Raw genomic sequence first — 26,808 nt, 5'->3', positions numbered from 1 at the left:
CTGCCCGGCAGCGCCATGATGGACGCAACATCAGGGAGGGGCCCGGAAGGGTGCGCTCAGTGCGTACCCCCGGGCCCCGTCCCGTCCCTCCACCGTTTTTCGCTTTTGGCCCTCCAGCGCAACGACGCGCCTCCAGACCACCAGGAGATCGCCATCACCGCATCCGACCCCGCCCCGAACACGGGCGGTACCCCCAGCGCGGGGACGGCGACACCGGCCGTCGAACTGCGCGGCATCACCAAGCGCTTCCCCGGTGTCGTGGCCAACCACGACATCAACCTCACCGTCCGCACCGGCACCGTGCACGCCCTCATGGGCGAGAACGGCGCCGGCAAGTCGACGCTGATGAAGATCCTCTACGGCATGCAGAAGCCGGACGAGGGCACCATCGCGATCAACGGTGAGCTGTGCGAGTTCAACACCCCGGGCGAGGCCATCGCGCGCGGCATCGGCATGGTGCACCAGCACTTCATGCTCGCCGACAACCTCACCGTCTGGGAGAACGTCGTCCTCGGCGGCGAGCACCTGTACGGCATCGGCGGCAAGGCCAAGGCGAAGATCAAGGAGATCTCCGACCAGTACGGCCTGGGCGTGCGCCCCGACGTCCTGGTCGAGGACCTCGGCGTCGCCGACCGCCAGCGCGTCGAGATCCTCAAGGTGCTCTACCGGGGCGCCAAGATCCTCATCCTCGACGAGCCCACCGCGGTGCTGGTCCCGCAGGAGGTCGACGCACTCTTCGACAACCTGCGCGAGCTCAAGTCCGAGGGCGTCACCGTCATCTTCATCTCGCACAAGCTGCACGAGGTGCTCTCCGTGGCCGACGCGATCAGCGTCATCCGCCGCGGCACCACCGTCGGCGACGCGGACCCGAAGAGCGTCAGCGCCCGCCAGCTGGCCGAGCTGATGGTCGGCTCCGAGCTCCCCTCCCCGGAGAGCCGCGAGTCCACCGTCACCACCGACGAGATGCTGCGCGTCGACGGCCTGCGGATCGCCAAGACCGACGCCGAGGGCATCGAGCGCGTGGTCCTGGACGACATCTCGCTGCGCATCCACAAGGGCGAGATCCTCGGCATCGCCGGTGTCGAGGGCAACGGCCAGGCCGAACTGGTCGAGGCCATCATGGGCATGCTGCCGCTGGACGGCGGCGCCGTCGCCCTCGACGGCAAGGACCTCTCCGGCACCCTCACCCGGGCCCGCCGCGAGGCCGGCATCGGCTACATCCCCGAGGACCGCCACCGGCACGGCCTGCTGCTGGAGGCCCCGCTCTGGGAGAACCGGATCCTCGGCCACGTCACCGAGACCCCCAACTCCAAGGGCGTCCTGCTCGACCCGGCCGGTGCCCGCAAGGACACCCAGCGGATCGTCGAGCAGTACGACGTCCGCACCCCCGGCATCGAGGTCACCGCGGCGTCCCTCTCCGGCGGCAACCAGCAGAAGCTGATCATCGGCCGCGAGATGAGCCACCAGCCCAAGCTGCTGATCGCCGCCCACCCCACCCGCGGCGTGGACGTCGGCGCGCAGGCGCAGATCTGGGAGCACATCCGGGTCGCCCAGCGGGCGGGCCTCGCGGTCCTGCTGATCTCCGCCGACCTGGACGAGCTGATCGGGCTCTCCGACACCATCCGGGTGATCTACCGCGGCCGGCTGGTCGCCGACGCGGACCCGGCCACCGTCACCGCCGAGGACCTCGGCACCGCGATGACCGGTGCGGCCCGCGGCCACATCGAGTCCGAGCCCGAGGCCGTCGAGGAGTCCCAGGCGACCCGGGCCGAGGGCACCGAGGCCGAGCCGGCCGCCGGCGACGCCCCGTCCGACACCGCCGGGGACGACACCCCCACCGACACCGCCGGCGACCAGCAGGCGGGGGAGTAGCCACATGACCAGTCCCACCCCCGCCGCCAAGCGCTCGCTGGCGCAGCGGTTCGACGGCGAGAAGATCGTCCTCGCCCTCGCGGCACCGGTGCTCGCCGTGCTGCTCTCCGTCGCGATCTGTTCGGTGCTCCTGGCGACCTCGGGCAAGAACCCGTTCGACGCCTGGAACGTGATGCTCACGTACGCCACCAAGTCGGACGGACAGGTGGCCATCCTCAACCGGTCCACCACGTACTACCTGGCCGCCGCGGCCGCCGCCTTCGGCTTCCGGATGAACCTCTTCAACATCGGTGTCGAGGGCCAGTACAAGGTGGCCGCGCTGTTCGCGGCGTTCGTCGGCAGCCGGCTCGACCTGCCGTCGTTCATCCAGATCCCGCTGCTGCTGATCACCGCCATGCTGGTCGGCGGCCTGTACGCGAGCATCGCCGGTCTGCTGAAGGTCCTGCGCGGCGTCAGCGAGGTCATCTCGACCATCATGCTGAACGCCATCGCGATCGCCATCGTCGGCCTGCTGCTCGTCCCCGGCATCTTCGCCCCGGAGAAGAGCGGCACCAGCAACTCGATCCAGACCGCCCCGGTCTCCGAGTCCAGCCACTTCTTCGCGATCAACACCGACGGCGGCCCGCTCTACGGCTTCCTCTTCATCGCGATCCTGGTCGGCGTGGCCTTCCAGTTCACCCTGACCCGCACCCGCTTCGGCTTCGACCTGCGCGCCACCGGCCGCTCGGAGACCGCGGCCACCGCGTCCGGCGTGAACGTCAAGCGCATGATCGTCATCTCGATGGTGGTCTCCGGTGCCATCGCCGGTCTGATCGGCCTGCCCGAGCTGCTGCAGAACTCGTACTACTACGGCCAGAACTTCCAGCAGAACCTCGGCTTCCTGGGCATCTCGGTCGCGCTGCTCGGCCGCAACAGCCCGATCGGCATGGCCTTCGCCGCCGTGCTGTTCGCCTTCCTGGACGCCACCGGCGCCCAGCTGCCGCTCCAGGGCGGCTTCCCGTTCGAGATCGTCCCGGTCATGCAGGGCACCATCGTCATCTGCGTCGTCGTGGCCTACGAGCTGGTGCGCCGCTACGGCCTCAAGCGCCAGCAGCAGAAGGTCGGCGCCGAGCTGGCCGCCCAGGCCGCCGCGGCCAACGAGAAGAAGGAGGTGTCCGCATGAGCACGGCCACCGCAGCCCGGGCGAAGGCTCCGGGCGCTCCCGCCAAGAAGCGCAAGATGTCCTGGCCCGTGGTGCTGCTGCTGATCGCGGGCGCCCTGGTCCTCTTCTCCGCCGTCGGCATGATCACCGACAACCACTCGCTGACCTCCTCCGGGCAGGTCACCGCCGCGCTCAGCGCCGCCGTGCCGATCGGCATGGCCGGTCTCGGCGGTCTCTGGTCCGAGCGGGCCGGCGTGGTCAACATCGGCCTCGAGGGCATGATGGTCGCCGGCACCTTCGCCGGAGCCTGGGGCGGGTACCTGGTCAGCCCGTGGTTCGGCCTGGTGGCCGGCATGCTCGGCGGCGCCCTCGGCGGCCTGCTGCACGCCGTCATCACGGTGACCTTCGGCGTCGACCACATCGTCTCCGGTGTCGGCGTCAACCTGCTGATCCCCGGCATCTGCGCGTACGTCAACCGGATCTACTACAAGGACTACATCTCCGCCGGTGCCGGCGCGAACCAGTCCCCGCCGGCCGACCCGCTGCCGTACATCACCGTCCCCGGCCTCTCCTCGGGGCTGAAGGAGATCGAGGCCCACCACTGGTTCCTGGTCTCCGACGTGGCCGGTGTGCTCGGCGGCCTGGTCACCAACATCTCGGTGGTCGTGCTGCTGGCCGGCGCGCTGATCGTGGTCAGCTACTTCGCCCTCTGGCGTACGGTGTTCGGCCTGCGGCTGCGCTCCTGCGGTGAGAACCCGACCGCGGCGGAGTCCCTCGGCGTCAACGTCTACAAGTACAAGTACCTCGCGGTCGTCAGCTCCGGCGCCTTCGCGGGCCTCGGCGGCGCGTACCTCTCGCTGGTCGCGGCGCACTTCTACAAGGACGGCCAGACCAACGGCCGCGGCTTCATCGGCCTCGCGGCGATGATCTTCGGCAACTGGATGCCCGGCGGTCTCGCCATGGGCGCCGGCCTGTTCGGCTTCACCGACAGCCTCCAGCTGCGCGACCCGGAGTCGGTGCACGTGCTGATCCTGGTGGTCGCCATCGTGATGGTGCTGCTGGCGCTCTGGAACGTCTACCGCCGGAAGCTCACCTCCGCGCTGGTCACCTTCGTGGTCTCCGGCGGCCTCTTCACCTGGTACTTCACCACCGAGGAGGTGCAGCGTCCGCTGATCGTGGCGACGCCGTACGTGATCACCCTGGTGGTGCTGTCGCTGGCCTCGCAGCGGCTGCGGCCGCCGAAGGCCGACGGCCAGATCTACCGCAAGGGCCAGGGCAAGTGACGGCGGCCCCGGCGGAGGTCGACTGGGAGCGGCTGCGGGCTGCCGCGCGCGAGGCGATGGGCCACGCGTACGCGCCGTACAGCAGGTTCCCGGTCGGCGCCGCCGCGCTGGTGGACGACGGACGGCTGGTCACCGGCTGCAACGTGGAGAACGCCTCGTACGGGCTCGCGCTCTGCGCCGAGTGCGGCCTGGTCTCCGCGCTGCACGCGGGCGGCGGCGGCCGGCTGACCGCGTTCACCTGCGTGGACGGGGCCGGCGAGCTGCTGATGCCGTGCGGCCGCTGCCGCCAGCTGCTGTACGAGCACGGCGGACCGGACCTGCTGATCGAGCTGCCGTCCGGCGTGCGGCCGATGAGTGAGGTCCTGCCCGACGCGTTCGGGCCGGAGCGGCTCTAGCACTGCCATTTGTTACGCGCGTAGAGTGTCGCGAGCGGGCCCTGACCGGGCCGGCTCGCGGCACTCTCCGCTTTCCGGGTGCCGCCCGCGCGATGCCCTCCCGACCGCGGCATCCCGCACGCGGTTCCCGAACGCCGCCTTTCCGACCCCCTCCCGGGAGCAATGGAGCAACCATGGACGCCATCTCCGTCATCAGGACCAAGCGCGACCGCAGCGAGCTGAGCGACGCCCAGATCGACTGGGTCATCGACGCCTACACCCGCGGCGAGGTCGCCGACGAGCAGATGTCCGCCCTGGCCATGGCCATCCTGCTGAACGGCATGAACCTCCGCGAGATCAGCCGCTGGACCGACGCGATGATCCGCTCCGGCGTCCGGATGGACTTCTCCTCCCTCGCCCAGCCCACCAGCGACAAGCACTCCACCGGCGGCGTCGGCGACAAGATCACCCTGCCGCTCGCCCCGCTCGTCGCCGCCTGCGGCGCCGCCGTCCCGCAGCTCTCCGGCCGCGGCCTCGGCCACACCGGCGGCACCCTCGACAAGCTGGAGTCCATCCCCGGCTGGCGCGCCCTGCTCTCCAACGACGAGATGATGGACGTGCTGCGCTCCTCCGGCGCCGTCATCTGCGCCGCCGGTGACGGCCTCGCCCCCGCCGACAAGAAGCTGTACGCCCTGCGCGACGTCACCGGCACCGTCGAGGCCATCCCGCTGATCGCCTCCTCGATCATGTCCAAGAAGATCGCCGAGGGCACCGGCGCGCTCGTCCTGGACGTCAAGGTCGGCTCCGGCGCCTTCATGAAGAACCTCGGCGACGCCCAGGAGCTGGCCCGCACCATGGTCGGCCTCGGCAAGGCGGCCGGGGTCAACACCGTCGCCCTGCTCACCGACATGTCCACCCCGCTCGGCCTCACCGCGGGCAACGCGCTGGAGGTCCGCGAGTCCGTCGAGGTGCTGGCCGGCGGCGGCCCCGCCGACGTCGTCGAGCTCACCCTCGCCCTGGCCCGCGAGATGCTGGCCGCCGCCGGCGTGCAGGGCAAGGACCCGGCCGACGCGCTGCGCGACGGCTCCGCGATGGACCACTGGCGCCGCATGATCGCCGCTCAGGGCGGCGACGTCGACGCCCCGCTGCCCGTCGCCCGCGAGCAGCACGTCATCCCGGCCCCGGCCTCCGGCGTGCTCACCGAGCTGGACGCCTACGCGATCGGCGTCAGCGCCTGGCGCCTCGGCGCCGGCCGCGCCCGCAAGGAGGACCCGGTCCAGGCGGGCGCCGGCGTCGAGATGCACGCCAAGCCCGGCGACACCGTGGTGGCCGGCCAGCCGCTGCTCACCCTGCACACCGACACCCCGGAGCGCTTCGACTACGCCATCGAGGCCCTCGCCGGCGGCATCGAGGTCTCCCCGGCCGGCACGGCGTTCACCCCGAACCCGATCGTGCTGGACCGCATCGCCTGATCCCCGCTCCGCCCACCGGGGGCCTGCGCGCGGACGCCGTACTCAGGCGTACGTGCGCAGGTCTCCGGTGTCGAGCGTCCACGGGCCGACGGTGACGGTGTCGCCGAAGGCGAACTCCCGCCGAGAGGTGTAGCCCGGCTCGTCGTGGACGATGCCGGTGCCCTTGCGCGGATCGACGAGCAGGTAGAGCGGGATGCCCATGGCCGCGTAGTCGCGGACCTTGGCGTGGTAGTCGTTCTCGGGGTTGGACTTCGAGACGACCTCCACGACGAGGAGGACCTCGTGGGGGAGGAGTGCGCGCTCCTCGTCGTCCAGGGCTGCTTCCGGGAACACCATCAGATCGGGGTTCCTGAGCCGCCCGAGGCCGACGTCCTCCAGGTCCGCTCCACCGTGGGCCACGTAGCCGGGGTGAGTGCCCGGAAGCTGGGCGTTGAGCTGTCGGGCGATTCGGATGACCGCGAGTTCGTGTCGCTTGACCGGTGACATCATCATGACGATCTCGCCGTCGGCGATCTCGACCTTCCCCACCCCGGGAATCCGCGGCAGCTGATCGGCGATCTCGCGCAGCCGGGCGAACACAGCAGGATCGATGCTCATGGTCCGGAGTGTATCGACGGTCGCCGACGGCCGGGCGTCCGTCAGCCCGCGGTGGCGAGGGCGATCTTGAGGAACTCCTCGGGGGCCTCGCGGACGAGGTCGTGGCCGACCGGGAGGTCGAGCACCCGCCACGACGGGTCCTCGCGCAGCCGGGCGACGGTGTCCAGGAACGGGCTCTCCTCGAAGCCCGCGGCGTGGACGTAGGTGCGGTCGGTGACGGCGTCGAGGGCGCCGGTGAGGGTGACCGACTGGAGCAGCGTGGCCAGCGGGTGGACGGTGGCGCGCGGGTCGAGCGCGGGGTTGCGGCCGCGTGTGGTGAAGCCGTCGGCGGCCGCACCGGCCAGGTAGCGCTGCTTCCAGATCCCGGTGACGATCCCGTACGCCGACTCGCCGTCCCGGGGGACGAAGGAGTCCGCGTACAGCAGCTTCCCGATCCGCTCCGGCACCCGGTCGGCCACGCCGGAGGCGACCATCCCGCCGTAGCTGTGCGCGACCAGCACCACGTCGGTGAGGCGCTCGGCCTCCAGGACGGAGACCACGTCCCGGACGTGGGTGTCCAGGTTGACCGTGCCGTCGTTCAGGTGGCCGCGCTCGGCCACCCCGGTCAGCGTCAGCGGGTGCACCTCGTGTCCGGCCGCGCGCAGCCCGTCGGTCAGCGGCCGGTACCACCAGCCGCCGTGCAGCATGCCGGGGATGAGGACGAAGGTGGCCATCGTGCGTTCCTCTGGTCGTTCGGACGGTACGGAGGAAAGCTACGGCGGATACCTGACACCGGGCGTCAGGTATCCGCCGGCCGGTGACGGGAACGGCAGGTTTCAGGGGCGGCCGAAAATCTCGTGAGTGCCGATGCGGCGCCACACGATGTGCGGGTCGCCCGGCTGGAGCGGGGTGCCGTAGCCGAAGGTCGCCCGGCCGTCCGGTGCCCAGGTCAGTTCCCGGACGTCAGCGTGGCCTTGCATCTTCCTCACCCGCAGCCCCCGTGGAAGCCCTGGCCCGCGCGGAGGTCGGTGACCGACTGGGCGACCGCGACGAGGAACGCCGCCTTCCGGGCGGCACTGAGTCCCTTCCGGTCACGCAGGAAGCGGGCCGGGGACTCCTGGGGGATGGTGACCACGCCCTTCCTCCGCACGGGTGTGGACACCAGGTGGGGGCGACGACGGCGCTTCGGGTCTGCCATGCGGAAGACCTACTGAACGGAGAGCCTGCCGCGCGGACTTCCCGCCCGCGCGGCGCTGTGGGCCCGGCGGGTCGCGTAGAGGGTGACGCCCGCGGCGAGCGCCATCGCGGCGAGGCCGACGGTGGCGGCGCCCGGCCAGCCGGTGGAGTGGTAGGCGTCGGCGCCGATCGTCCCGCCCAGGCTGTTCCCCAGGTAGTAGGCGATCAGGTAGAGCGCGGAGGCCTGCGCGCGCCCCTCGGTCGCGGTGCGGCCGACCGCGGAGGAGGCGGTGGCGTGGCCGGCGAAGAAGCCGGCCGTGATCAGGACCAGGCCGAGCAGCGCGAAGGTCAGCGAGTCGGCGAGCGAGAGCAGCAGCCCGGCGGCAGTGGTGCCGATCGCGACGTACAGCGCGCCCCGGCGGCCGAGCCGGCCGGAGAGGCGGCCGGCGGCGGCCGAGGTGCCGGTGCCGACCAGGTAGACCACGAAGATCGAGGCGGCCACCGACTCCGGCAGGTGGAACGGTGCGGAGACCAGCCGGTAGCCGACGGTGTTGTAGACGGCGCCGAACACCGCCATGAAGAGCATCCCGAGCAGGTACAGCCGCACCAGCAGCGGGTTGCGCAGGTGGCGGCCGACCGTGCGGGCGAGGGCGCGGGCGTCCACCGGAGCCGGGGTGAAGTGCCGGGCGGCGGGGATGAGCAGCCGGAAGGCGAGCGTGGCGAGCAGGGCGAGCACGGCGGAGGCGGCCAGGCCCCAGCGCCAGCCGAATCCGGCGGCGACCCAGCCGGAGAGCAGCCGGCCGCCCATGCCGCCGATGCTGTTGCCCGCCACGTACAGGCCCATCGCGGAGGCCAGCGCGGACGGGTGGACCTCCTCGGCGAGGTAGGCCATGGCGGTGGCGGGGAGTCCGGCGAGGGCGGCGCCCTGGAGCACGCGGAGCACGACCAGGGTGCTCAGGTCGGGGGCGAACGGCAGCGCCAGGGCGAGGGCGGAGGCGGCGAGGACGGAGGCCGTCATCACGGCGGTGCGGCCGTACCGGTCGGAGAGCGCGCTGGCGGGCAGCAGGGCGAGGGCGAGTCCGAGGGTGGCGGCGGAGGCCGTCCAGCTGGCCTGGCCGGGGGTGAGGGAGAGGTCGGCGGAGAGGACCGGCAGCAGGCCCTGGGTGGAGTAGAGGAGGACGAAGGTCGCGATCCCGGCGGCGAACAGCGCGAGGTTGGCGCGGCGGAAGGCGGGCCCGCCGGGGCGGTGGCGGTCGTCGGCGAGGGCGGCCGAGACGGCGGCCGCGGTCGCCGCGGCGGCGGCGGGCCTCGGGGCGGCGAGGGGCCTCGGGGCCGCGGTGACGTTCGGGGCCACGGCGGTCTTCGGGGTCGGCTGGGCGAGGGCGTCCGGAGTGGCCACGGACGCCCCGGTACTGGAGGGCTGCATGTCCTCGACCGTAGGTCTGTGCAACTGATGCGTCCAATGCATGAAACGTCGATAATCCATGCGTGGAGGCATGAGCGGAGCGTGCGGCGGCGAGGAGGCGGCAAGGGTGGCGGAGCGTGCGGCGGCGAGGGCGGTGCCCGGGGCGGCGGAGGGCGGCGAGGGAGGTGAGGGGGCCGGGCCGCCGGCCCGGCTCGCGGAACTGGGGCCCGACCTTCCGGCGGCGCAACTGGCTCCGAGACTGGCCCAGTTCGCGGCGGTGGCCCGGCTGGAGCACGTGACGCAGGCGGCCGCGCTGCTGGGCATGCCGCAGCCGACGCTGTCCCGCTCGGTGGCCCGGCTGGAGGCCGAGCTGGGCGTGGACCTGCTGGCCCGTCAGGGCCGGACGGTCCGGCTGACCAGGGCCGGCCGGTTGCTGCTGGACTCCGTGGAGCGGGCGCTGGCCGAGGTGGAGCGGGGCGCGGAGGCGGCCCGCGCGGAGGCGGACCCGACCACCGGCCGGGTGGCGTTCGGCTTCCTGCACACGATGGGGACGGACGCGGTGCCGGCGCTGCTGCGGGACTTCCGGGCCGCGTACCCGCAGGTGCGGTTCCAGCTGGTGCAGGACTACGTGGGCGCGATGCTGGGCCGGTTGCGGGCCGGGGAGCTGGACCTGTGCCTGGTCGCTCCGGTGCCGGAGGACGATCCGGCGCTGGTGGCCCGCCGGCTGGACGAGCAGCGGCTGTACCTGGTCGTCCCGGCCGATCACCGGCTGGCCGGGCGGCGCCGGATCCGGCTGGCGGAGGTGGCGGACGAGCCGTTCGTGGGACTGGAGCGCGGGTACGGGCTGCGGGCGATCACGGACGGCTTCTGCGCGGAGGCGGGGTTCGTGCCGCGGCTCGCGTTCGAGGGCGAGGAGGCGGAGACGCTGCGCGGACTGGTGGCGGCGGGCCTGGGGGTGGCGCTGCTGCCGCCGGCGCTGGTGCCGCGGCCGGGGGCGGTGGAGCTGGAGGTGACGGCGCCGCGCACCCGGCGGGCGGTCGGGCTGGCGTGGGCGGCGGGGCGGCCGCCGACCCCGCCGGTGGCGGCGTTCCGGGACTTCGTGCTGTCGCGGCGGGGGCGGCTGCTGGAGCACGACTGAGGCGGCGGGGCCCGTTCGGGGGTGACGTTCGGGCGGGGGCGGACCCGCTTCGGCGGCCGGTGCGGCGGGCGGGGCCGCCGGGCGACTGGCGAGTAGGTTGCCCGGATCGTCCCTTTGGTGGAATTCCCGGTGGACATTGGCCGATTCGGCCCTGTCGACGCTGGCCCGTCTACGCGCGTAGGAGCTACACTCCCGCAATGGAGAAGCAGATCCCCGTCACCACCGCGGGCGCCGGCCCCCGGATCCCCACCCCCGACCAGATCGTCCGCGCCCCGAAGGTGCTCCTGCACGACCACCTCGACGGCGGACTGCGCCCCGAGACCGTGGTCGAGCTGGCCGCGGCCGTCGGCTACCAGGGACTTCCCACCACCGACGCCAAGGAGCTCGGTGAGTGGTTCCGCGAGGCCGCCGACTCCGGCTCGCTCGTCCGCTACCTGGAGACCTTCGCGCACACCTGCGCCGTCATGCAGACCCGCGAGGCCCTGATCAAGGTCGCCGCCGACTGCGCCGAGGACCTCGCCGCCGACGGCGTCGTCTACGCCGAGGTCCGCTACGCCCCCGAGCAGCACCTGGAGGGCGGCCTGACCCTGGACGAGGTCGTCGAGGCCGTCCAGGAGGGCTTCCGCCTCGGCGAGGCCAACGCCCGCGCCGCCGGCCACCGCATCCGGATCGGCACCCTGATCACCGCGATGCGGCACGCCGCGCGTTCGCAGGAGATCGCCGAGCTGGCCAACCGCCACCGCGAACAGGGCGTCGTCGGCTTCGACATCGCCGGCGCCGAGGCGGGCTACCCCCCCACCCGCCACCAGGCCGCCTTCGACTACCTCAAGGGCGAGAACAACCACTTCACCATCCACGCGGGCGAGGCCTTCGGCCTGCCGTCGATCTGGGAGGCCCTGCAGTGCTGCGGCGCCGACCGCCTCGGTCACGGCGTGCGGATCGTCGACGACATCACCGTCAACGAGGACGGCAGCGTGCAGCTCGGCCGGCTGGCCGCGTACGTGCGCGACAAGCGCATCCCGCTGGAGATGTGCCCGACCTCCAACCTGCAGACGGCGGCGGCGACTTCGTACGCCGAGCACCCGATCGGGCTGCTCAGCCGGCTGAAGTTCCGGGTCACCGTGAACACCGACAACCGGCTGATGAGCGGTACCAGCATGAGCAAGGAGTTCGGCCACCTGGTCGAGGCCTTCGGCTACACGCTGGGCGACATGGAGTGGTTCACGGTGAACGCGATGAAGTCCGCGTTCCTGCCGTTCGACGAGCGGCTCGCGATGATCAACGACGTGATCAAGCCGGGCTACGCCGAGCTCAAGGCGGAGTGGCTGTTCAGCGCCGCCGGCTGAGGACACCGCCTCCGGTCGGATGAACGCCCTTCGGGCCCTGCCTGAACGCCCTTTTCCCGCAGGGATTTCGGCGTTCATCCGACTACCCACTCGTGTGGGTGAACAGCCTTTGGTCCTGGTGCGATCCAATCAATACGGTGTGCCAGTCAATGCTGACCGGCGGTGGCGGACGGACCCCGTCGCGCCGCCGTGCCGGCCGGCCACCGACGAGGACCCAAGGGGACGAACCACATGAAGCAGGCCACTCTCAAGGCCGCCGGCACCGCCGCGCTCGGCATCGCCATCGCCGCCGTCGGCGCCGGCAGCGCGTCCGCCGCCCCCGCCGCCACCGGTGGCCTGGGGCTCCCGACCGGCGCGCTGACCAACCCGGCCGTCACCGGGGCCGTCACCGACACCGCGGCCAAGCTGCCCGGCGGCGACCGGGTCGCCAACACCCTCGGCACCCTCACCCCCAGCGCGGGCCAGGCCGCGGCCCCGGCCGCGACCGCCAACCGGGCCGGCGTGCCGAACATCCCGGGCCTCGACAAGACCCCGGTCGGCGGGCTCACCGGGCTCCTCCCGGGCCTCGGCGGCTGACGCTCCGCCCACCTGCACGACGCCCCACCTGCACGGCGCCCCACCTGCACGAGGCTCCACCGGCACGAGGTTCCACCCGCACGACGGAACGGGCCGCTCACTCCCCCCGGAGTGAGCGGCCCGTTCCGTCGTGCGGTCCTGTGGCGGTGGGGCCGCGGCGGGTTCGCCGCGGCCGTACCGGCGGGGCGTCCGCCGGGGGTGTCCCTCGTCGTCGTGACCGGTCGTGGCCGCCGGTCGCCGTCGGGCTGTGCGTCGTGCGGGTGTGCGTCGTCGGCCGGTGGGTGGTGGGGTGCTCCGTCAGGGGCCCGCTCGGCGTGGCGGCCCCGGTCGGATCACGGCTCCTGGGGGAGCAGCAGCCAGAGCGCCAGGTAGATCAGGAACTGCGGGCCGGGCAGCAGGCAGGAGACCAGGAAGATCACGCGGACGGTCCACGGGGTGAGCCCGAACCGCTCGGCGAGCCCGGCGCAGACGCCGGCGATGACGCGGTTGTGGCGGGGGCGGGCGAGGCGGCTCATGGAGTACTCCGTTGCTGTGTCGCCGTGGCCGGTCTCTCCGGCTGGCGTACTTCCATGCTCCGCCGCCGGCGGCCCCGATTCCTCAGCCCGCAAGCGGATCCTGCCCCTGACCTCCTTCCCCTCGGAGGGGGATCCGACCTCGGGGTTTCCCTCAGGGTCGGCCCGGAGACCGGCCGCCCGGCGGAGCGGGAGACCGACCGGTCCGACGTCCTGCGCGCGCCGCCCGGACGGGGGAGGACGGGCGCGCGGCCCGCTGTCGGACCGCGGCGATAGCGTCGTGCCATGAGTTCCTCCCTGAGCGTGTACCTGTTGGACCCGAAGGCCACCCGCGCCCTGGTCGGTTCCGGTGACGACCAGCTGCTCCAGGTCATCCGGGACAGCTTCGGCGCGGACCTGACGTCGGACGACGAGTGGTTCGAGTCCGAGATCGAGGCCGGCGCCCCGACGGCCTACGAGGCGCTGCGCGCCGTGGTGCACGGCGGGCCGTTCGGGGCGGACCGGGAGCACGCGTTCCAGTACGGCTACGCCTACAAGCGCCTCTGCGCGCTGACCGGGTCCTTCCTCGACAACTCCTCCTTCAGCCCCTACAAGGGCGACTGGCTGTCCGTGGTGGACGAGGGGCTGCGGGCGCTGCGGATCACCGCCGTGTCGGTGTCCGAGTTCGGCTACGGCTCCGGGCTGCCCGACCCCGTCCCGTCCTCGTACCTGCCGGGCTGCGGCGAGTGGACGCACGAGCAGTGCCTGCGGGCCCTGGAGGAGTTCGAGGAGACCAAGCGGCAGGGCCACGCGCCGCCGCTGGAGCCGGAGGTGGTCGACGCCGTCATGGACGTCGTCAAGTGGCTCCGCCACGTGGAGGCGCGCCCGGGGTTCGGCGTCGTGGGCTTCGTCTCGTAGCTGCGGCAGCTCCCCGGGGGAGTGCGGGGCCGACCGGTCCGACTTCCCGCGCAGCGTGCGAACTCCCGGACACCGCCGAGCACCTCCGGCTTCCGGGCAGTCGTGCGGACGCGCGGCGTCCTCCTTCGGGAAGGGCGCCGCATCCGCCGTCGTGCACCGTGTGGCGTCTCCGGGGGGGGGACCGTGTCGGCGGTCATCAAGGGCGCCTGGAACTCACGGCGGACGTGTCGGTGCGCGGGACGTGGGGCGCGGGACGTGGGGCGCGGGACGTGGGGCGCGGGACGTCGGCCGCGGGGGTGCTGCGCCCGGGCGGGCGGTCCGGTGGCGCCCTGCCTCATGCCGCCTCCGGGGGATCCGGTGGTGACGGTGTCACCCGGGCTCCGGCTACGGGACCAGGACGACCTTGCCGAGGTTGCGGCGCTGCTCGATGAGGGCGTGGGCGCGGGCGGCTTCGGCGAGGGGGATCTCGGCGTGGACGGCCGGGCGCAGGGTGCCGGCGTCGCGGAGCTGCCAGAGTTCGCGGAGCCAGCGGGCGTAGAGGTCGGGCTTGCCGAGGGCGACGGCGCGCATCTGGAACCCGATCATCGAGGCGCCGCGGAGCAGGAGTTCGTACGCCTCGACGGTGCCGCCGCCGGAGCTGTAGGCGACCAGCCGGCCGCCGGTGGCGAGCGCGCGGACGGCGGGGCCGAGCAGGTCGCCGCCGACGCCGTCGAGGATCACGTCGTAGGGGCCGCCCCAGTCGGCGTCGTCGTAGCGGATCACCTCGTCGGCGCCGAGCGAGCGGACGAAGTCGGCCTTGGCGTCGCTGCTGACGGCGGCGACGACGCGCCCCGCCCCGCCGGCCCGCGCGTACTGGAGGGCGAGGCTGCCGACGCCGCTGGCGGCTGCCGTGACCAGGACGGACTCGCCGGGTTCCACGCGCGCCGCCCCGTGGGCGCCGCGCGCGACCAGTCCGCTGCGGACCAGGGCGACGGCCTCCACGGCGGTGGCGCCGTCGGGGATCCGGGAGGCCGTCGCCGTGTTCAGGACGGCGTACTCGGCGTAGGCGTCGGTGAAGCAGAGCCCGGTGACGCGGTCGCCGACGGCGTAGGCGGTGACGCCGGGCCCGGTGGCGGTGACCCTCCCGGCGATCTCGCCGCCGAAGGAGACCGGTCCGCCGCCCTCGCGGACCTTGCGGACGGTGGGCAGGGTGACGCCGATCGCCTCGACGCGTACCAGGAGCTCGCGGGCGCCGGGGGCGGGCACGGCGGCCTCCTCGGCGAACAGCACCTCGGGGCCGCCGTTGACCTCATGGCGGATGCGCAGCACAGGACCTCCCGGATACGGGTTCGGATTCATTGGGTACCCCAACGATATGCCGAAGGTCATTGGGAAGTCCAATGAAAATCCGAGTAGGCTGGAAGCATGACCACGCCCCTCCAGCACATCCAGTCACTGCCGAGCTGGCTCGTGGGCCGCGTCGCGGCGCGCGGCCGGGGCCTGGTCGCCGATGCGATCGCCGCGGAGGGGCTGAAGCTGATGCCGCACGCGGTGCTGGCCGCCACCGCCGAGTACGGCCCGGTGGCCCAGGCCGAGTTGGGCCGCCTGCTCGCCGTCGACCCCAAGGACATGGTCGGCATCCTCAACCACCTCCAGGGCGCGGGCTACGTCCTGCGCGCCCCGGACCCGGCCGACAAGCGGAAGAACGCCGTCACGGTGACCCCGGAGGGCGTCGCGGTGCTCGCCCGCTGCGCGGCCCTGGCGGAGGCGGCGAACGAGGAGCTGCTGGCGCCGCTGAACCCGGACGAGCAGCGGCAGTTGATGACCCTGCTGGCGCGGGTCCACGGGGCGCCGTAGGGCGGATGCGGCCGTCCCGTCCGATCGCGGCCCGGGGCCTGATGCCCGGCGTTCGGTGCCGGGTGTCGGGTGCCGGGTGCCGGGTGTTCGGGAGTGCCTACCCGCCGGAGCGCGGGTGGAACGGCACGGCGACGTCCGCGACGTGCTCGTCCGGGGCGGCGGTGGCCCAGTTCGGGTAGTAGACCTCCCGGTTGGGGCCGCTGCGCACGTACCCGTGCTCGCCGACCCAGGCGCCGACGGCGTCGTGGATCGCCGTCATGGTCGCGAAGTCCTTGTGCTCCTTCGTCAGGCGCGTGTAGGCCTCCCGGCACGCGGGCTCGATGCGCACCCCGATCCGCTCCGCCGGTTCGACCGTGTTCATCGTCGGCGCGCAGACCTCGACCGGGCCGTCGGACTCCTCGCTGACGTGGCCGTGGAAGATGCTGAAGATCGGCCCGGAGAGGCAGGCGTCGGTCTGCCGCAGATGGGCGAGGAGCAGCTCACTCGCCTCGCCCAGGAATCCGGCCAGATCGGCGGCGGTCACGTGGCGCCGGGTGTACAGCACCTTCTGTGCGGGCACTTCGCGTTCGTCAATCCGGTACATGGTCAGGGGCCTTCCGCTCAGAACCGCTCGGGCGTAGCCCACCGCCTCCCGGCGGGCCGTGTGCGCGGACTCCTGCTCCCGCCAGTAGGCGTCGAGCAGGCGCACCTGTACGGGGGTGCCCTCGTCGTCCGGGTGGCTGTCCGCGCCGCCCGCGTCCAGCAGCTCCGCGATCCGGGCGAGCGGCATGCCGACGGCACGCAGCAGCGCGATGCGCCGGGCCCGCTCGACCTGGGTGAGGGCGTAGCGGCGGAACCCCGTCCGCGGGTCGACCAGGGCGGGTGTCAGCAGCCCGCGCTCCCCGTAGAGGCGCAGGGCCTTGGGGCTGAGCCTGGTCAGGGCGGCCAGCTCCCCGATGGAGATCAAGTCCTCGTGCACGGGGCCACTCTGCTCTCTGCCCCTGGGGGAGGGGCAAGCCGGTGACGGCGGGCCGCTCGGCGGGCGGGCGGTCGGCTGCTGCCGCCGCCGCCCGGTTCCGGCGGGCCGGGGCGCCGGAGCCGGGTGGTCCGCGCGAAAAGTCGAGCCCGTCGACTTTTCGTGCAGCGCCTCTCGCTTCTCGCCCCTTGCCTGCGCCCGGCCGCAGCGGAGAGGGCCGGTCCGGGGCTCAGGTGTCGGCGCTACTCCGGCGCGGCGCGGCGACAGGCGTTTCCGGCGAGGGCGGCGGGGACGTAGCCCTCCCGCAGGAGGTGGTGACGCTGGTGGGAGGCAGCCTGGCCCCGGCCGTGCCGATCAGGCAGGCGTCGTCCACGATCCGGGTGTCGGCGCCCGGCTTGTTCTCCAGGAGGTAGCGGAAGCAGTTCCGCACGGTTGCGCTCGCGGCCGGGGCGAGTGCGAGGCCCGAGGCGACGGAAACGATCCGTCGTACCGGTTCTGCGGTGATGAAGTCCTCCTGCTCGGAGCCGGGTCGGGGATCGGCCGGGCCTGCAGAGGTCCGGTCCCGGCAAGGCATGCCGAGGACGTGCGGCGGCTGACCGGGGCCGCGCTTATGCCAGGCCCGGGAGCGCTCGAAGGCGAGCGTCGTCGCCCGGACAGCAGGGTGGGCGGGACGGGCAATGCGTCCGTCACCCGCCCGACAGGGCCTGAGCGCGATCAGTGCGCCGCCGCCGGGTGAGCACACGGCGTACGGGAGCCGGACGACGGCGTCCACCGGCGCACCGTCGTGGGCGGGTTCGGGTTCGCAGCGGATCGGCCGCGAGGTCGAGCGCGGCGACGCCGTCGTCCGGATCCTCCGGGGCGGCGAGGCTCTCCCCCCCGGGCCACCGCCGTGCTCCCCGAATCGCGCGACGAGTGGATCGCCTTTCCCCGGCCGCCGCCGACCCGGGGAGGCAGGGGACGGTTCCGTCCCCGCCGACCTCCCCGAAGGTGTCCCCTCGCTACCCCGCGTGACGGGAGGCCGCCCTCGGCGGGCGCCCGCAGGCGCCCGGTGCGCGGGCGTCAGCTCCGGCTCCGGCGCCCCGGTCGGGGCGTCCTGTGAGGCGCCGCCGGGCGTCGGGGTGTGCAGGACCACGCGGTGTCGTCATCGGTCGCGGCAGTCGGCCGGGCCTTCGGGCGGGCGGTCGCGGCGGCCGGTACGGGAGTGGGCGGCGTCCTCCGACAGGAGCTGTCGGAGTCGGGGCGGCGGGTCTTGGATCCGGTCTTCATGCCGTTCAGCCTAGGGAGGCAGGCGGGTCCCGTTGAAGGGGTTCCTGCCTGTTCAGGGGCGGTTCAGCCGTGGAAACGCCGGTAATCTGAGGGGATGACCGAGAGTCTTGATGCAACGGACTGGGCGATCCTGACGGAACTTCAGCGGGACGGCCGGGTCGCGTTCACGGAGCTGGCGCGGCGGGTCAACCTGAGCGCGTCGGCCACGACGGAGCGGGTGCGGCGACTGGAGACGGCGGGGGTGATCACGGGCTACCGGGCCGAGGTGGACCTGGATCGGGCCGGGTACCCGGTGCTGGCGGTGGTCCGGCTGAAGTACCCGGGGCCGGGGACGCGGCACGAGCCGCTGCGCCGGCTGATCGGGGAGCGCCCGGAGATCCTGGAGTGCCTGCGCACCACCGGGGACGACTGCTACGTCATGAAGGTGGCGACCAGGTCGATGGCGCATCTGGAGGAAGTCGTCGACGAGCTGGCCCAGTTCGGGAGCACGACCACCAGTCTGGTGCTGAGCCGGGCGCAGTCGTTCCGCGGCCCGGCCGCGCCCGGGGCGGCCGTCGCGTCCGTGTGAGGGCGCGAGGGGGTGAAGGCGTGGCAAGGATGCAATGCGTGTCGGATTTCGCGAGGGCCGATGAGTTCCTCCGTGACCGGCAGTCATAGATCACGGGTCGGCGCGCCGGGGCCGCACGGGTGGTCGAAGCGCGCGCGGGCCTAGTCTGCTGGGAAATCGGACACGAGATACCAAGGAAGTCCTGATGCGCACCCTGATCAGCACCGCGTTCATCTCGCTCGACGGCGTCGTGGAGGCGCCGGGCGGTGAGCCCGGCTACCGGAACTCCGGGTGGACCTTCAAGCACACCGAGTTCCTGCCCGAGGCGTTCGAGATCAAGGGCCGGGAGCAGCAGGAGGCGGCCGCGATGCTGTTGGGCCGGACCAGCTACGAGGCGTTCAGTCCGGTGTGGCCGGACATGGCGGACTTCGCCGAGTACAAGGTGATGCCGAAGTACGTCGTCTCCACCACTCTGGACGAGAAGGACCTGGTGTCGAACTGGGGTGAGCAGACGATCCTGCGCTCCCTGGACGAGGTCGCCGCGCTGAAGGAGACCGAGGGCGGGCCGATCATCGTCCACGGCAGCGCCTCGCTGAACCAGGCCCTCTCGGACGCCGGCCTGATCGACCGCTACCACCTGCTCGTCTTCCCGCTGCTGCTCGGCGCGGGGAAGCGGCTGTTCAGCACGACGGACAAGGACGTGCAGAAGCTGAAGCTCGTCGAGTACGAGGCCTACGACAACGGGCTGCAGAAGAACGTCTTCGACGTCGTCCGCTGACGGGCGGCGGGGGTCTCCCCGCTGACGGGCGGCGGCCCGGGGCTCTTGCGCGAAAAGTCGGCGGGGCCGACTTTTCGTGCGGGGAGGTGCGGGGAGGTGGGCGGCGGCTGAGGCGGCAGCCGCCGGGCGGGTGGGCCGGGTTCAGTGCGGTATGCGGTCGCGGGCGGAGGGGCGGTCGTCCTCGGTGGCGGCGGCGGTCGGGGCGTCGTGGACCTTCAGGGCGGTGATGACGCCCAGGACGACGGTGGTGATCGCCAGGGCGAGGAGGACGGCGAAGGCCGCGCCGATGAGGAGGTCCGCGGTGCCGGGCGTCACTGCTGGATTCGCAGGATGCGGTGGCCGAGGCGGGCGGCGAGGGCGTGGAGGAGGTCCTCCGCCTGGTCGTTGGTGAGGGGGATGGCGAGGTGCTCGCCGGGGCCGGCGTGGATGTCGAGGTCCGGGGCGAGGCGGAGCTGGACGGCGGCGTCGGGGGCGGATTCCACGGTGACGTGGGCGACGGTGGTGCGCTCGGTGTGGACGGTCGCGGTGACGAAGGGGATCAGGACTCCCACGGGCGGTGCCTCTCGGTGTCGCGGAGGAGGTTGAGGAGGTTGAGGAGGGTGGCGACGGGGGCGTTGCCGAAGTCGATGAGGATGCGGCCGTCGACGGTGCCGGGGAGGGTGGCGGCGGATCCCCACTGGATGCCGAACGGGCGGCCCGCTTCGTGGAGTTCGCGGAGGAGTGCGGTGACCTCGGGGTCGGTGTAGGTGCGGATGACGGGGTCGTCGGGGGCGATCGGCTTCCGGCTCACGCGGCGGCGTCCAGCTCGTACCAGACGACCTTGCCGTTCTTGGTGGGGTCGGCGCCGAAGCGGTGGGTGAGGGAGCGGACGAGGTGGAGGCCGCGGCCGGACACCTCGTAGGGGTCGGCGGAGATGCGGGGCTCGGGGAGGGTGGGGCTGTCGTCGCAGACGCAGACCCGGAGGGTGCGGGGGAGGAGGACGAGGATGACGAGGGGGGACTGGCAGTCGGCGTGCCGCCAGGCGTTGAAGTAGAGCTCGTGGAGGGCGAGTTCGGCGTCGTGGATGGTGTCCGGGTGCCAGCCGGAGGAGGTGAGGGCTCCGCGCAGTTCGTTGCGGGCGGCGGACCAGTCGGGCGGGTTGCAGGCACGCATGGGGAACCTCCGAGAGGTGGGAGGAGAGCGGGACGGCGGAGGGACGTCGCCGTGAGCCAGGCCAGGACGGGACTGGTTGAGGTCACGCGTGGCTGCTCTGCGGTGCGAAGGGCAGAAGGCGCCTACTGCCTTGGAAACAGGCGTTACTGACGCTCCGTCGTGTGATCGGTGCAACACTGAGAGTAGGCCTATGGGTTCCACGCGTGCAACACGATCGCCGAAGATGGAGCCCGAGGTTGAGTAGCCTCACCCGTGTGAGTGGCGCCGGGCGCTCTCGAAGCGGGAAACTGCTCCGACACGGAAGGAAGATCCTTGGCACTCAGGACTCAAATCAGCGAGCGGCAGAAGCGATTCGGCGCTGAGCTGAGGAGACTGCGTGAGGCTGCTGGACTTGCGGTCAAGGACGCTGGCGCCTTCATCGGTATGGGCGGGCCACAGCTGAGCCACATCGAGGCCGCGCGCACCGGGCTCGATCCCGCCCGACTCACAGCACTCCTGGACGCATACGGGTGCACGGATGAGACCTACATCGAGATCCTGAAGGACCTCGGCTCCAGCGATGGCAAGGGCTGGTGGACGGAGTTCAAGGGCAAGGTCCCGGCTCTTTCGCTCGACCTTGCCGAGACTGAAGGTCGAACGATCAGGACGGCGAACTACGAAACGCTCTACATCCCTGGCATCCTCCAACTGCCCGCATACGTAGAGGCGATCTACGAGGATTCCATCGTCGATGGGCCATGGGGTGTCGATGAAGCGGTTCAGTTCCGGATGGCCCGGCGGCGTATTCTTGAAGAGGACAGAGACTTCCACTTCATCATTCACGAAGCTGCCCTGCGCATGCGATTTCCGGGCGATGCGGTGATGAGAGCCCAGCTGCTTCACCTGCTGGATATGGCGGAGCGACCGAACGTCACGGTTCAGGTGATGCCGTTCACTGCGGCGAAGAAGCCGCCAAGTCCTGGGTCGTTCCTTCTCTGCGATCCGGGTTGTAGTGACCTGTCATCCATCATCGTGGATGCTCCCGGGCGGGCGGAGCACTATGGTGACCCCGAGATCATCGCGGCCTACCGCAAGAAGTTCGAGCAGCTGAAGGAGTTGGCCCTGCCGGCCGTCGACGGGGTCGAGCCTCGGCGCGGTATGGCGTCGCGTGACTCGTGGGGGATCCTTCAGCACCTCCTCTACCTGCTCCAAGCCTGAAAGGCCTGCGATGTCCAAGATCCTGTGGCAGAAGTCGTCATTCAGTGGAGGGGACACGGGAAACGCATGCATTGAACTTGCTCTTGGCGCCGATGAGTTTCGCCTCATCCGTGAATCCGACGATCCCGACGTCGTCATGACCAGCGACGTCTCCAAGCTCCGCGCATTCATTGCCGCCGCCAAGGGCGGCGAGTTCGACCACCTCATCTGAGCCGCGCTTCTCCCCGCCCCGGAGGATCCCACCGATGAACGCCGACACCTGGCGTAGCCGACTCATCGTCCGCACCACCCAGGTCGGCGTCATCGGCGGGACCCTCCGGGGCGCCCTCGTCGCCCTCATCGCCTTCCACTTCGCCGTCCGCGCCCTCCGCTCCCCGAATCCGCCCAGGGCGCGCAGCAGCCAACGACACCTTCACCGCCCTGGTGCGTACGAGCGACTGATCCCGTGGCGCCACCACCCACCGTTCGACAGCCCGTGACGGCCGCTGCATGAGCTGGACGCGGACAGTGCCAGGTCGGAACGAGTCAGAGAGGTACCCGGTGGAGACTCCCCGCCTGGAGGAGGTACGCCTGACCTCCTTCAAGAGCTTCACCGGCCAGCGTCTGCCCCTCCGCGACCTCACGGTGCTGATCGGCCGCAACGGCAGTGGCAAGTCCAACGCCCTGGACGGGCTGGTCGTACTTTCCCGGCTCGCTCTGGGCGAGCCCGTTCGCGACGCGCTGGACGGTCCGCGCATCGGCGGGGAGGAGCCGATCCGCGGCGGCGCCGAGGGATGTGCACCGCTCGGGGCGGAGAGCTTCGCACTCGGCTGCCGCGTGCGCTCCGGCGAGGCGGTCTACGACCTCGACGTGGAGATCGCGGTAGCCCCCGAGGTCCGGATCCTGAGCGAGCAGCTGACGGCCGTGGAAGGCGTGCGCTACGGCAGCCGCCGGCTCGCGGCGGGCCGTTCGCTCCTGGTCGGCGACCCCGAGGCATCAGGCGGCAACCGCTTCAAAGCTCGTTTCTTCAACGGGTTGCGAGGTGTCGATCCGAGCGCCACCTTCGCCGCCGACCGCCTGCTGACGAGCCAGGTCCCGGTAGGGCTGCCCGCGACGACGGAAGCGACCAAGCTGGTGCACCGCGCCGCGCGGGACGTCCTCGCAGTGCTGCGGGACGTCTTCCTGCTGGATCCCGTCCCCCACCTCATGCGGCAGTACGTCCATACGCGCGACACGGAGCTCAGACGAAGCGCCGACAACCTGAGCGCGGTGGTGGGGAACCTGCACGAGACCGACCCCACCGCGTTCGGGCGTCTCACCGACCTGGTGGCGGGCATGCCCGAGTACCCCGTGAGGGGCATCAGCAGTGTCGACACCCGGATCGGCGACGTGCAGCTGGTGCTGCGCGAGTCCGGCTACCACGGCAAGGAACACGACGTCCCGGCACGCCTCCTCAGTGACGGCATGCTGCGTTTCCTGGCCTTCGGCACCGCCCTGCTCAGCGCTCCTGTCTCCGGCGGAGACGAACGAGCCTTGCCGGCCCGGCGGCACCTGGTGATCGAAGAGATCGAGAACGGCCTCTATCCCACGCAGGCCGCCCGTGTGCTCCGCCTGATGAAGGAGGAGTCGGAGCGGCGAAGCATCGACGTCCTCTTCACCACCCACAGTCCGGCGCTTCTGAACTCCCTCGCCGCACAGGACCATTCAGGAGTGGTCGTGTGCAGTCGGGACCAGGAGTCGGGGGAGAGCGTCCTGACCCGCCTCACGGACCTGCCCGGCTATGTCGACCTGCTGGCCGCCGGTGACCTGGGCGATGCGATCACCAAGGGCCGCCTGCCGGAGGCGATCCACCCCCGGGACGGCATGACCAGCGTCGAGGACTTCCTGAGGAGCCTGTGAGTCCGTGAGCAACCAGCGAACGTCCGGGTTCCGGCTGCCGGCATGGACCTGGCCGAGCACGCCGTCCGCCAACAGCTCGGCACCGGTGACCTGAGCATCGTCGCCGAGCGGGACCTTTACGCGTCCCGGGTGCAGGCCGAGGTCCGCATCTGGACACTGGAAGCCACGATGGGGACGTGGGCCGAGCTGCCGTGAGGCCCTGAAGGCTTGGCCGCCGCCACGCCGGGGCGGCGGCCAAGCGGATCGAGTGGTCAGCTGATGATGTTGCCGGGACGGTCCAGCCACGGGTGGTGCTCGCCTGTCAGTGCCACGGTCATGCCGAAGCGGGTCAGACCCGGTCGGCCGTTGCGTTCCCACCAGGTGTGGGCCGTCGTCACTTCGTCCCACAGATCGCGCGGACCGGACTGGGACACGGCGTGCCTGCCGCTCCAGTCGGCCAGTCGGCAGTGGGCGTACGACACGCCGTCCCATATCTCCGAACGGCCGGTGCCGAACCGGTCGTAGCCGGCCCACACATCCTGTCTGAACAGGCCGGGCAGGCGCAGGCCGATGGCGAAGGCGGCGTGCGTCTCCTCGGCGACCTCTGCGGGGTCGATGGCGGACCCGCCGTACCGGACGTCCTCGATGTCGAACTCGCCGCTGGCGGGCCGCTGGTCGCGGACCCACATGAACGACACGTCCTCGACGAACGGTCCGCTCGCCGAGCGACCGTCTTCGGCCACGGTGAGGCGGAGCAGTCCTCCGTTGCAGAACGCCGTGCCGTACGGTGCCAGGATCACCCCGCCGGGTGCCGTCTGCTCGATGATCGCCGACGGTACCCGCTGTACCGCTGCCGTGAGGTGCGCCCGGTGGAACGGTGAGCTTTCCGGGTGGCCGCGTGTCCCGTCGTTCGCGATGACGGCCGGTCGCAGCCCGACGGCGTCGAGGCGTTCCCGCGCCCGTCCGGCAAGCTCAGGGTCGAGCTCGACGCTGGTCACGTTCTCGGAGCCGAGCCGACGCGACAGGAGTGCTGCCGTCCATCCCGTCCCGGTGCCGAGTTCGAGTACGCGCATGCCCTTGTCGACGTCCAGGTGCCGGAGCATCTGTGCCACGACCGTGGGCATGGAACTGGACGATGACGGGATCACGGTGTCGTCGTAGAGCTGCGTCACGAGTGCCAGGTCCGAGTCGACCAGTGTCGACCAGCGGCCCGGTTCCTCGTTCCGGTCGATCCACTCGCCGTCGTGGAAGATCCGGTCCGGTGTGAACTCGGCGCGCGGCGTCGAGCGGAAGGTTTGCTCCCAGTCGGGCGACAGTGCACCGGAGTTCTTCAGCCCGTCGGTAAGTTCATCCCAAGTCACGTCTGGCCCCTACGGCTTGGACGGCTTCGGCAGGTTGGTCGGCGGCGCGTCGCGCCGGCCGTCGTGCGGCGCGGTGTCCGGCGTGCCCGAGTGGCCTCCGCCTGTTCCGCCGCCGGCCTTGCCGGGGCCGTCGTTGCCGGATCCTCCGCCGTGCTTTCCCATGCGTCCTCCTTCTGTCGGCCGGATCCCGGTGATGCGGCCGTGGGCGGGCTTCGGTCAGGAGCGGACCGGCTCGGGAGCCGGTCGAGGGCGGGTTCCGGGCTCGGGCGGTACAGGGCCGGGGCCGGGAGGAGGTGTGGTCATCTCGACGACTCCATTCGTGGAACGGCTGCGTGCCGACCACGGTAGGAGCGGCCTGTGGGCCCGTTCAATGAAATTCTCGTAGCCGACTAAAGATCTCCGCGAAATTCTGCGGCCAGTTCGGAAAGAAAGAGTCTCGCCTCGTCGCCGAAGGTCGCCATGGCTTCATACATCGCGAAGATCTCAAGGTACTGGTGAATGTCGCGGGAATCGCGGAACACTATCCGCCCGGTGAATGTCTCCACGGTTGCGAGGTGGTCGTCGTAGACGGTGAAGGTGTTCATCGGTCCGCGTCCGGTCACTGCGCCGTTCAGGACGACTCCGATCGTCACGTTCGGCAGCCGGGAGAGTGCCACCAGGTGCTCCACCTGCACCGACATCGCCACAGGCTGAATCGCGCTCCACCGCACCGCCTGCTCCGTGAGCACGAACGTGAACGTCTTCGACGTGTCACAGAGCACGGCTTGGCGCTCCAGCTTCCGGGCGATCGTCCGGCCGGGATCGCCGGGTGTGTGAGCGAGGCTCGACCGCACGTACTCGGGAAGGGCCAACAGACCCGTGATCATGGCGGGAAGGAAGTACCGGAGCTCGCTCGCCGACGACTCCAGGGCCGCCAGTTCGAATTGACGCTTCTCCAGCCCGCGGCGCCATGACGCACGGACTCCCTGCCATTCCGTGTTGGCGACCCTGGCGAGGGCGAGCACCTCATCGGCCAGCTCGGCAGTGGCGCCGACCGCTCGCAGAATGCTCTCCACCTCGGTGAGGCGGGGCGTCTTGCGCCCGGTCTCGATCTTGCTGATCGTGCTCTGGGACAGGCCGCAACGCCGAGCGAGCCGGTCCCCGCTGAGACCGGCCCGCTTCCGGAGCTCTCGCAGCAGCTTCGCCAGATCGGACTTCGAGCGGTCCAGCTGCTCAGGGGCGAACGTCACTCACCCATGGTCCTTCACGTATTCCAGGAACGGAACCGACTCGGCGACTGCCAACCGCTTCCACTCCGCGTACGGGGTGGGATCTCCTTCGTGGACCTGCCGGTTGATCTGGGTGCCGTCGGCCCGGTAGTTCATCAGGACCACCCGGCTGTCGTCGAACAGCCAGAAGTCCTGGTCCGGCAGCCCGGGGTTCGGGCGGTCGGTGAGGTCGAGGATCCGCACGTCCTCCCCGGCCCCGACGCTGTGCCTGTAGTACGCGAACTCGAAGCGCAGGTAGTCCGTCAGCGGCCTGGTGAGCACGTGGACCCGGCCGACGCGGCGGCCGCTCTCCCGGTAGCCCCGCAGCCGTGCGGTCCATGCGGCGGTGTCGGCGGGGCCGACGGGCTCCCCGGCGAGGAAGCGTCGGACGGCGTTGTCCTCCTGCGGCATCGCGTAGGCGGGGAGCGTTTCGAGGCGCCACGCGTCGTGCTCCATGGCGTCGAAGAACGCCCGCCAGCCGTCACCATCCAAGAACATGGACGGCCTCCCGCAGGATCTCTTCGGGGATCTCGACGAGCGACTCGCCGTCGGGTGCGCGGAAGCCGGTGAACGTGCTTCCCTGGACGACGAACGAGCCGCGGTCCGTGGCGTAGACATTGGGGCAGTCGTCGTCCCCGCACTCTCCTGAACCGCTACCGCTGCCAGTGAGTCGGACGAGCCCGTGCTTGTTCTCGGCCATGGCGAACTCCCTCGTGGGAAGACCTGGTTGAACGGGACACGGAGGACGTTACGGACGTCGGGGATCGTGAACCATCGGAACGCAGAACTATTCCGGTTCCGGCCTAAAGATCTTGAGATGCGGGTCGCCCCGGAGCGGCCGGCC

Annotated in this window: 35 protein-coding genes; 17 read left to right on the top strand and 18 right to left on the bottom strand. The window is 71.5% G+C overall.

The features are described 5' to 3' along the window. The first annotated feature begins 18 nt into the window (after positions 1 to 18). The 5 genes from OG550_RS14810 to OG550_RS14790 all read left to right on the top strand — a co-directional run bounded on the left by OG550_RS14810 (position 19) and on the right by OG550_RS14790 (position 6,142). Positions 19 to 1,872, top strand: a complete 1,854-nt coding sequence (locus OG550_RS14810) for an ABC transporter ATP-binding protein (protein WP_442905998.1) — start codon at positions 19 to 21, stop codon at positions 1,870 to 1,872. A 4-nt stretch (positions 1,873 to 1,876) separates the two neighbouring features. Continuing rightward, positions 1,877 to 3,034, top strand: coding sequence for an ABC transporter permease (locus OG550_RS14805; RefSeq protein ID WP_327677706.1), 1,158 nt, complete (start codon positions 1,877 to 1,879; stop codon positions 3,032 to 3,034). Continuing rightward, a complete protein-coding gene (locus tag OG550_RS14800) occupies positions 3,031 to 4,296 on the top strand; it encodes an ABC transporter permease (protein WP_327677703.1) in 1,266 nt (421 codons plus the stop codon). The genes OG550_RS14805 and OG550_RS14800 overlap by 4 nt, the downstream gene beginning before the upstream one ends. Beyond that, positions 4,293 to 4,691: a cytidine deaminase gene (locus tag OG550_RS14795; RefSeq protein WP_327677702.1), complete on the top strand. Its 399-nt coding sequence runs from the start codon at positions 4,293 to 4,295 to the stop codon at positions 4,689 to 4,691. The genes OG550_RS14800 and OG550_RS14795 overlap by 4 nt, the downstream gene beginning before the upstream one ends. Positions 4,692 to 4,864: 173 nt before the next feature. Next, positions 4,865 to 6,142: a thymidine phosphorylase gene (locus OG550_RS14790; protein ID WP_327677700.1), complete on the top strand. Its 1,278-nt coding sequence runs from the start codon at positions 4,865 to 4,867 to the stop codon at positions 6,140 to 6,142. Positions 6,143 to 6,184: 42 nt separating this feature from the next. On the opposite strand, the gene OG550_RS14785 is transcribed toward OG550_RS14790, so the two are convergent. The 5 genes from OG550_RS14785 to OG550_RS14765 form a co-directional block, all read right to left on the bottom strand. Beyond that, positions 6,185 to 6,739 carry a Uma2 family endonuclease gene (locus tag OG550_RS14785; RefSeq protein WP_327677698.1) on the bottom strand — a complete coding sequence of 185 codons (555 nt, stop codon included), beginning with the start codon at positions 6,737 to 6,739 and terminating at the stop codon, positions 6,185 to 6,187. 41 nt (positions 6,740 to 6,780) lie between these two features. Then, complete coding sequence (locus tag OG550_RS14780; protein WP_327677696.1) at positions 6,781 to 7,452, bottom strand: alpha/beta fold hydrolase; 672 nt, start codon at positions 7,450 to 7,452, stop codon at positions 6,781 to 6,783. Positions 7,453 to 7,554: 102 nt separating this feature from the next. Further along, positions 7,555 to 7,698: a hypothetical protein gene (locus OG550_RS14775; RefSeq protein WP_327677694.1), complete on the bottom strand. Its 144-nt coding sequence runs from the start codon at positions 7,696 to 7,698 to the stop codon at positions 7,555 to 7,557. 5 nt (positions 7,699 to 7,703) lie between these two features. Continuing rightward, the gene (locus OG550_RS14770) at positions 7,704 to 7,916 is read right to left on the bottom strand and encodes a hypothetical protein (protein WP_327677692.1); all 213 of its coding nucleotides are present in this window, start codon (positions 7,914 to 7,916) and stop codon (positions 7,704 to 7,706) included. 9 nt (positions 7,917 to 7,925) lie between these two features. Next, a complete protein-coding gene (locus tag OG550_RS14765; RefSeq protein WP_327677690.1) occupies positions 7,926 to 9,320 on the bottom strand; it encodes an MFS transporter in 1,395 nt (464 codons plus the stop codon). A 70-nt stretch (positions 9,321 to 9,390) separates the two neighbouring features. On the opposite strand from OG550_RS14765, the gene OG550_RS14760 reads away from it, so the two are divergent. The 3 genes from OG550_RS14760 to OG550_RS14750 all read left to right on the top strand — a co-directional run bounded on the left by OG550_RS14760 (position 9,391) and on the right by OG550_RS14750 (position 12,359). Beyond that, on the top strand, positions 9,391 to 10,437 hold the full coding sequence (locus OG550_RS14760; protein WP_327677689.1) for a LysR family transcriptional regulator: 1,047 nt from the start codon (positions 9,391 to 9,393) through the stop codon (positions 10,435 to 10,437). A 197-nt stretch (positions 10,438 to 10,634) separates the two neighbouring features. Then, on the top strand, positions 10,635 to 11,783 hold the full coding sequence (locus OG550_RS14755) for an adenosine deaminase (protein ID WP_327677688.1): 1,149 nt from the start codon (positions 10,635 to 10,637) through the stop codon (positions 11,781 to 11,783). Positions 11,784 to 12,014: 231 nt separating this feature from the next. Next, positions 12,015 to 12,359 (top strand): ATP-binding protein, encoded by a 345-nt coding sequence (locus OG550_RS14750; protein WP_327677686.1) that lies wholly within the window; start codon positions 12,015 to 12,017, stop codon positions 12,357 to 12,359. A gap of 332 nt (positions 12,360 to 12,691) precedes the next feature. Here the strand turns inward: OG550_RS14750 and OG550_RS14745 are convergent, their stop codons facing one another. Further along, complete coding sequence (locus tag OG550_RS14745) at positions 12,692 to 12,874, bottom strand: PspC domain-containing protein (protein WP_327677684.1); 183 nt, start codon at positions 12,872 to 12,874, stop codon at positions 12,692 to 12,694. Between the two features lie 282 nt (positions 12,875 to 13,156). Here OG550_RS14745 and OG550_RS14740 point away from each other — a divergent pair, with 282 nt between their 5' ends. Then, the gene (locus OG550_RS14740) at positions 13,157 to 13,768 is read left to right on the top strand and encodes a DUF7691 family protein (RefSeq protein ID WP_327677683.1); all 612 of its coding nucleotides are present in this window, start codon (positions 13,157 to 13,159) and stop codon (positions 13,766 to 13,768) included. 384 nt (positions 13,769 to 14,152) lie between these two features. Here OG550_RS14740 and OG550_RS14735 read toward each other — a convergent pair whose 3' ends face one another. Beyond that, positions 14,153 to 15,076, bottom strand: a complete 924-nt coding sequence (locus OG550_RS14735; protein WP_327677681.1) for a quinone oxidoreductase family protein — start codon at positions 15,074 to 15,076, stop codon at positions 14,153 to 14,155. A 96-nt stretch (positions 15,077 to 15,172) separates the two neighbouring features. Here OG550_RS14735 and OG550_RS14730 point away from each other — a divergent pair, with 96 nt between their 5' ends. Continuing rightward, positions 15,173 to 15,604 carry a MarR family winged helix-turn-helix transcriptional regulator gene (locus OG550_RS14730; protein ID WP_327677679.1) on the top strand — a complete coding sequence of 144 codons (432 nt, stop codon included), beginning with the start codon at positions 15,173 to 15,175 and terminating at the stop codon, positions 15,602 to 15,604. Between the two features lie 97 nt (positions 15,605 to 15,701). Here OG550_RS14730 and OG550_RS14725 read toward each other — a convergent pair whose 3' ends face one another. Both OG550_RS14725 and OG550_RS14720 read right to left on the bottom strand, forming a co-directional pair. Next, entirely contained in the window at positions 15,702 to 16,562 is an 861-nt protein-coding gene (locus tag OG550_RS14725; RefSeq protein ID WP_327677677.1) for a MerR family transcriptional regulator, read from the bottom strand. 226 nt (positions 16,563 to 16,788) lie between these two features. Next, entirely contained in the window at positions 16,789 to 17,331 is a 543-nt protein-coding gene (locus tag OG550_RS14720) for a hypothetical protein (protein ID WP_327677676.1), read from the bottom strand. 588 nt (positions 17,332 to 17,919) lie between these two features. Here OG550_RS14720 and OG550_RS14715 point away from each other — a divergent pair. Together OG550_RS14715 and OG550_RS14710 are read left to right on the top strand one after the other, a co-directional pair. After that, the gene (locus OG550_RS14715; RefSeq protein WP_327677674.1) at positions 17,920 to 18,393 is read left to right on the top strand and encodes an Lrp/AsnC family transcriptional regulator; all 474 of its coding nucleotides are present in this window, start codon (positions 17,920 to 17,922) and stop codon (positions 18,391 to 18,393) included. A gap of 184 nt (positions 18,394 to 18,577) precedes the next feature. Then, positions 18,578 to 19,150 (top strand): dihydrofolate reductase family protein, encoded by a 573-nt coding sequence (locus tag OG550_RS14710; RefSeq protein WP_327677672.1) that lies wholly within the window; start codon positions 18,578 to 18,580, stop codon positions 19,148 to 19,150. Positions 19,151 to 19,291: 141 nt separating this feature from the next. On the opposite strand, the gene OG550_RS14705 is transcribed toward OG550_RS14710, so the two are convergent. The 4 genes from OG550_RS14705 to OG550_RS14690 are packed head-to-tail and all read right to left on the bottom strand — an operon-like array spanning position 19,292 to position 20,302. Then, positions 19,292 to 19,465, bottom strand: coding sequence for a hypothetical protein (locus OG550_RS14705; RefSeq protein ID WP_327677670.1), 174 nt, complete (start codon positions 19,463 to 19,465; stop codon positions 19,292 to 19,294). Beyond that, positions 19,462 to 19,701: a hypothetical protein gene (locus OG550_RS14700; protein ID WP_327677668.1), complete on the bottom strand. Its 240-nt coding sequence runs from the start codon at positions 19,699 to 19,701 to the stop codon at positions 19,462 to 19,464. Before OG550_RS14700 ends, OG550_RS14705 begins: the two co-directional genes overlap by 4 nt. Beyond that, positions 19,689 to 19,940, bottom strand: a complete 252-nt coding sequence (locus tag OG550_RS14695; protein WP_327677666.1) for a hypothetical protein — start codon at positions 19,938 to 19,940, stop codon at positions 19,689 to 19,691. The genes OG550_RS14700 and OG550_RS14695 overlap by 13 nt, the downstream gene beginning before the upstream one ends. Next, positions 19,937 to 20,302 carry an ATP-binding protein gene (locus OG550_RS14690; protein WP_327677664.1) on the bottom strand — a complete coding sequence of 122 codons (366 nt, stop codon included), beginning with the start codon at positions 20,300 to 20,302 and terminating at the stop codon, positions 19,937 to 19,939. The genes OG550_RS14695 and OG550_RS14690 overlap by 4 nt, the downstream gene beginning before the upstream one ends. A gap of 312 nt (positions 20,303 to 20,614) precedes the next feature. On the opposite strand from OG550_RS14690, the gene OG550_RS14685 reads away from it, so the two are divergent. The 5 genes from OG550_RS14685 to OG550_RS14665 all read left to right on the top strand — a co-directional run bounded on the left by OG550_RS14685 (position 20,615) and on the right by OG550_RS14665 (position 23,572). Continuing rightward, entirely contained in the window at positions 20,615 to 21,499 is an 885-nt protein-coding gene (locus OG550_RS14685) for a helix-turn-helix domain-containing protein (protein ID WP_327677662.1), read from the top strand. 10 nt (positions 21,500 to 21,509) lie between these two features. Continuing rightward, positions 21,510 to 21,710 (top strand): DUF397 domain-containing protein, encoded by a 201-nt coding sequence (locus OG550_RS14680; protein ID WP_327677660.1) that lies wholly within the window; start codon positions 21,510 to 21,512, stop codon positions 21,708 to 21,710. 34 nt (positions 21,711 to 21,744) lie between these two features. Next, the gene (locus OG550_RS14675) at positions 21,745 to 21,978 is read left to right on the top strand and encodes a hypothetical protein (RefSeq protein WP_327677658.1); all 234 of its coding nucleotides are present in this window, start codon (positions 21,745 to 21,747) and stop codon (positions 21,976 to 21,978) included. A gap of 61 nt (positions 21,979 to 22,039) precedes the next feature. After that, a complete protein-coding gene (locus tag OG550_RS14670) occupies positions 22,040 to 23,377 on the top strand; it encodes an AAA family ATPase (protein ID WP_327677656.1) in 1,338 nt (445 codons plus the stop codon). Between the two features lie 42 nt (positions 23,378 to 23,419). After that, positions 23,420 to 23,572 (top strand): hypothetical protein, encoded by a 153-nt coding sequence (locus OG550_RS14665; protein ID WP_327677654.1) that lies wholly within the window; start codon positions 23,420 to 23,422, stop codon positions 23,570 to 23,572. A gap of 56 nt (positions 23,573 to 23,628) precedes the next feature. On the opposite strand, the gene OG550_RS14660 is transcribed toward OG550_RS14665, so the two are convergent. The 5 genes from OG550_RS14660 to OG550_RS14640 all read right to left on the bottom strand — a co-directional run bounded on the left by OG550_RS14660 (position 23,629) and on the right by OG550_RS14640 (position 26,664). After that, positions 23,629 to 24,717 (bottom strand): protein-L-isoaspartate O-methyltransferase family protein, encoded by a 1,089-nt coding sequence (locus tag OG550_RS14660; RefSeq protein ID WP_327677652.1) that lies wholly within the window; start codon positions 24,715 to 24,717, stop codon positions 23,629 to 23,631. A 9-nt stretch (positions 24,718 to 24,726) separates the two neighbouring features. After that, positions 24,727 to 24,879, bottom strand: a complete 153-nt coding sequence (locus OG550_RS14655) for a hypothetical protein (RefSeq protein ID WP_327677651.1) — start codon at positions 24,877 to 24,879, stop codon at positions 24,727 to 24,729. 227 nt (positions 24,880 to 25,106) lie between these two features. Then, on the bottom strand, positions 25,107 to 25,946 hold the full coding sequence (locus OG550_RS14650) for a helix-turn-helix domain-containing protein (protein WP_327677649.1): 840 nt from the start codon (positions 25,944 to 25,946) through the stop codon (positions 25,107 to 25,109). After that, a complete protein-coding gene (locus OG550_RS14645; protein ID WP_327677647.1) occupies positions 25,947 to 26,462 on the bottom strand; it encodes a DUF6879 family protein in 516 nt (171 codons plus the stop codon). Continuing rightward, complete coding sequence (locus OG550_RS14640) at positions 26,446 to 26,664, bottom strand: hypothetical protein (protein ID WP_327677645.1); 219 nt, start codon at positions 26,662 to 26,664, stop codon at positions 26,446 to 26,448. The genes OG550_RS14645 and OG550_RS14640 overlap by 17 nt, the downstream gene beginning before the upstream one ends. Positions 26,665 to 26,808 lie beyond the last annotated feature (144 nt).

Source organism: Kitasatospora sp. NBC_00458 (genome assembly GCF_036013975.1).
Taxonomy (GTDB): domain Bacteria; phylum Actinomycetota; class Actinomycetes; order Streptomycetales; family Streptomycetaceae; genus Kitasatospora.
The sequence above is the reverse complement of the archived record's forward strand: the minus strand, read 5'-3'. Positions and strand labels throughout refer to the sequence as shown.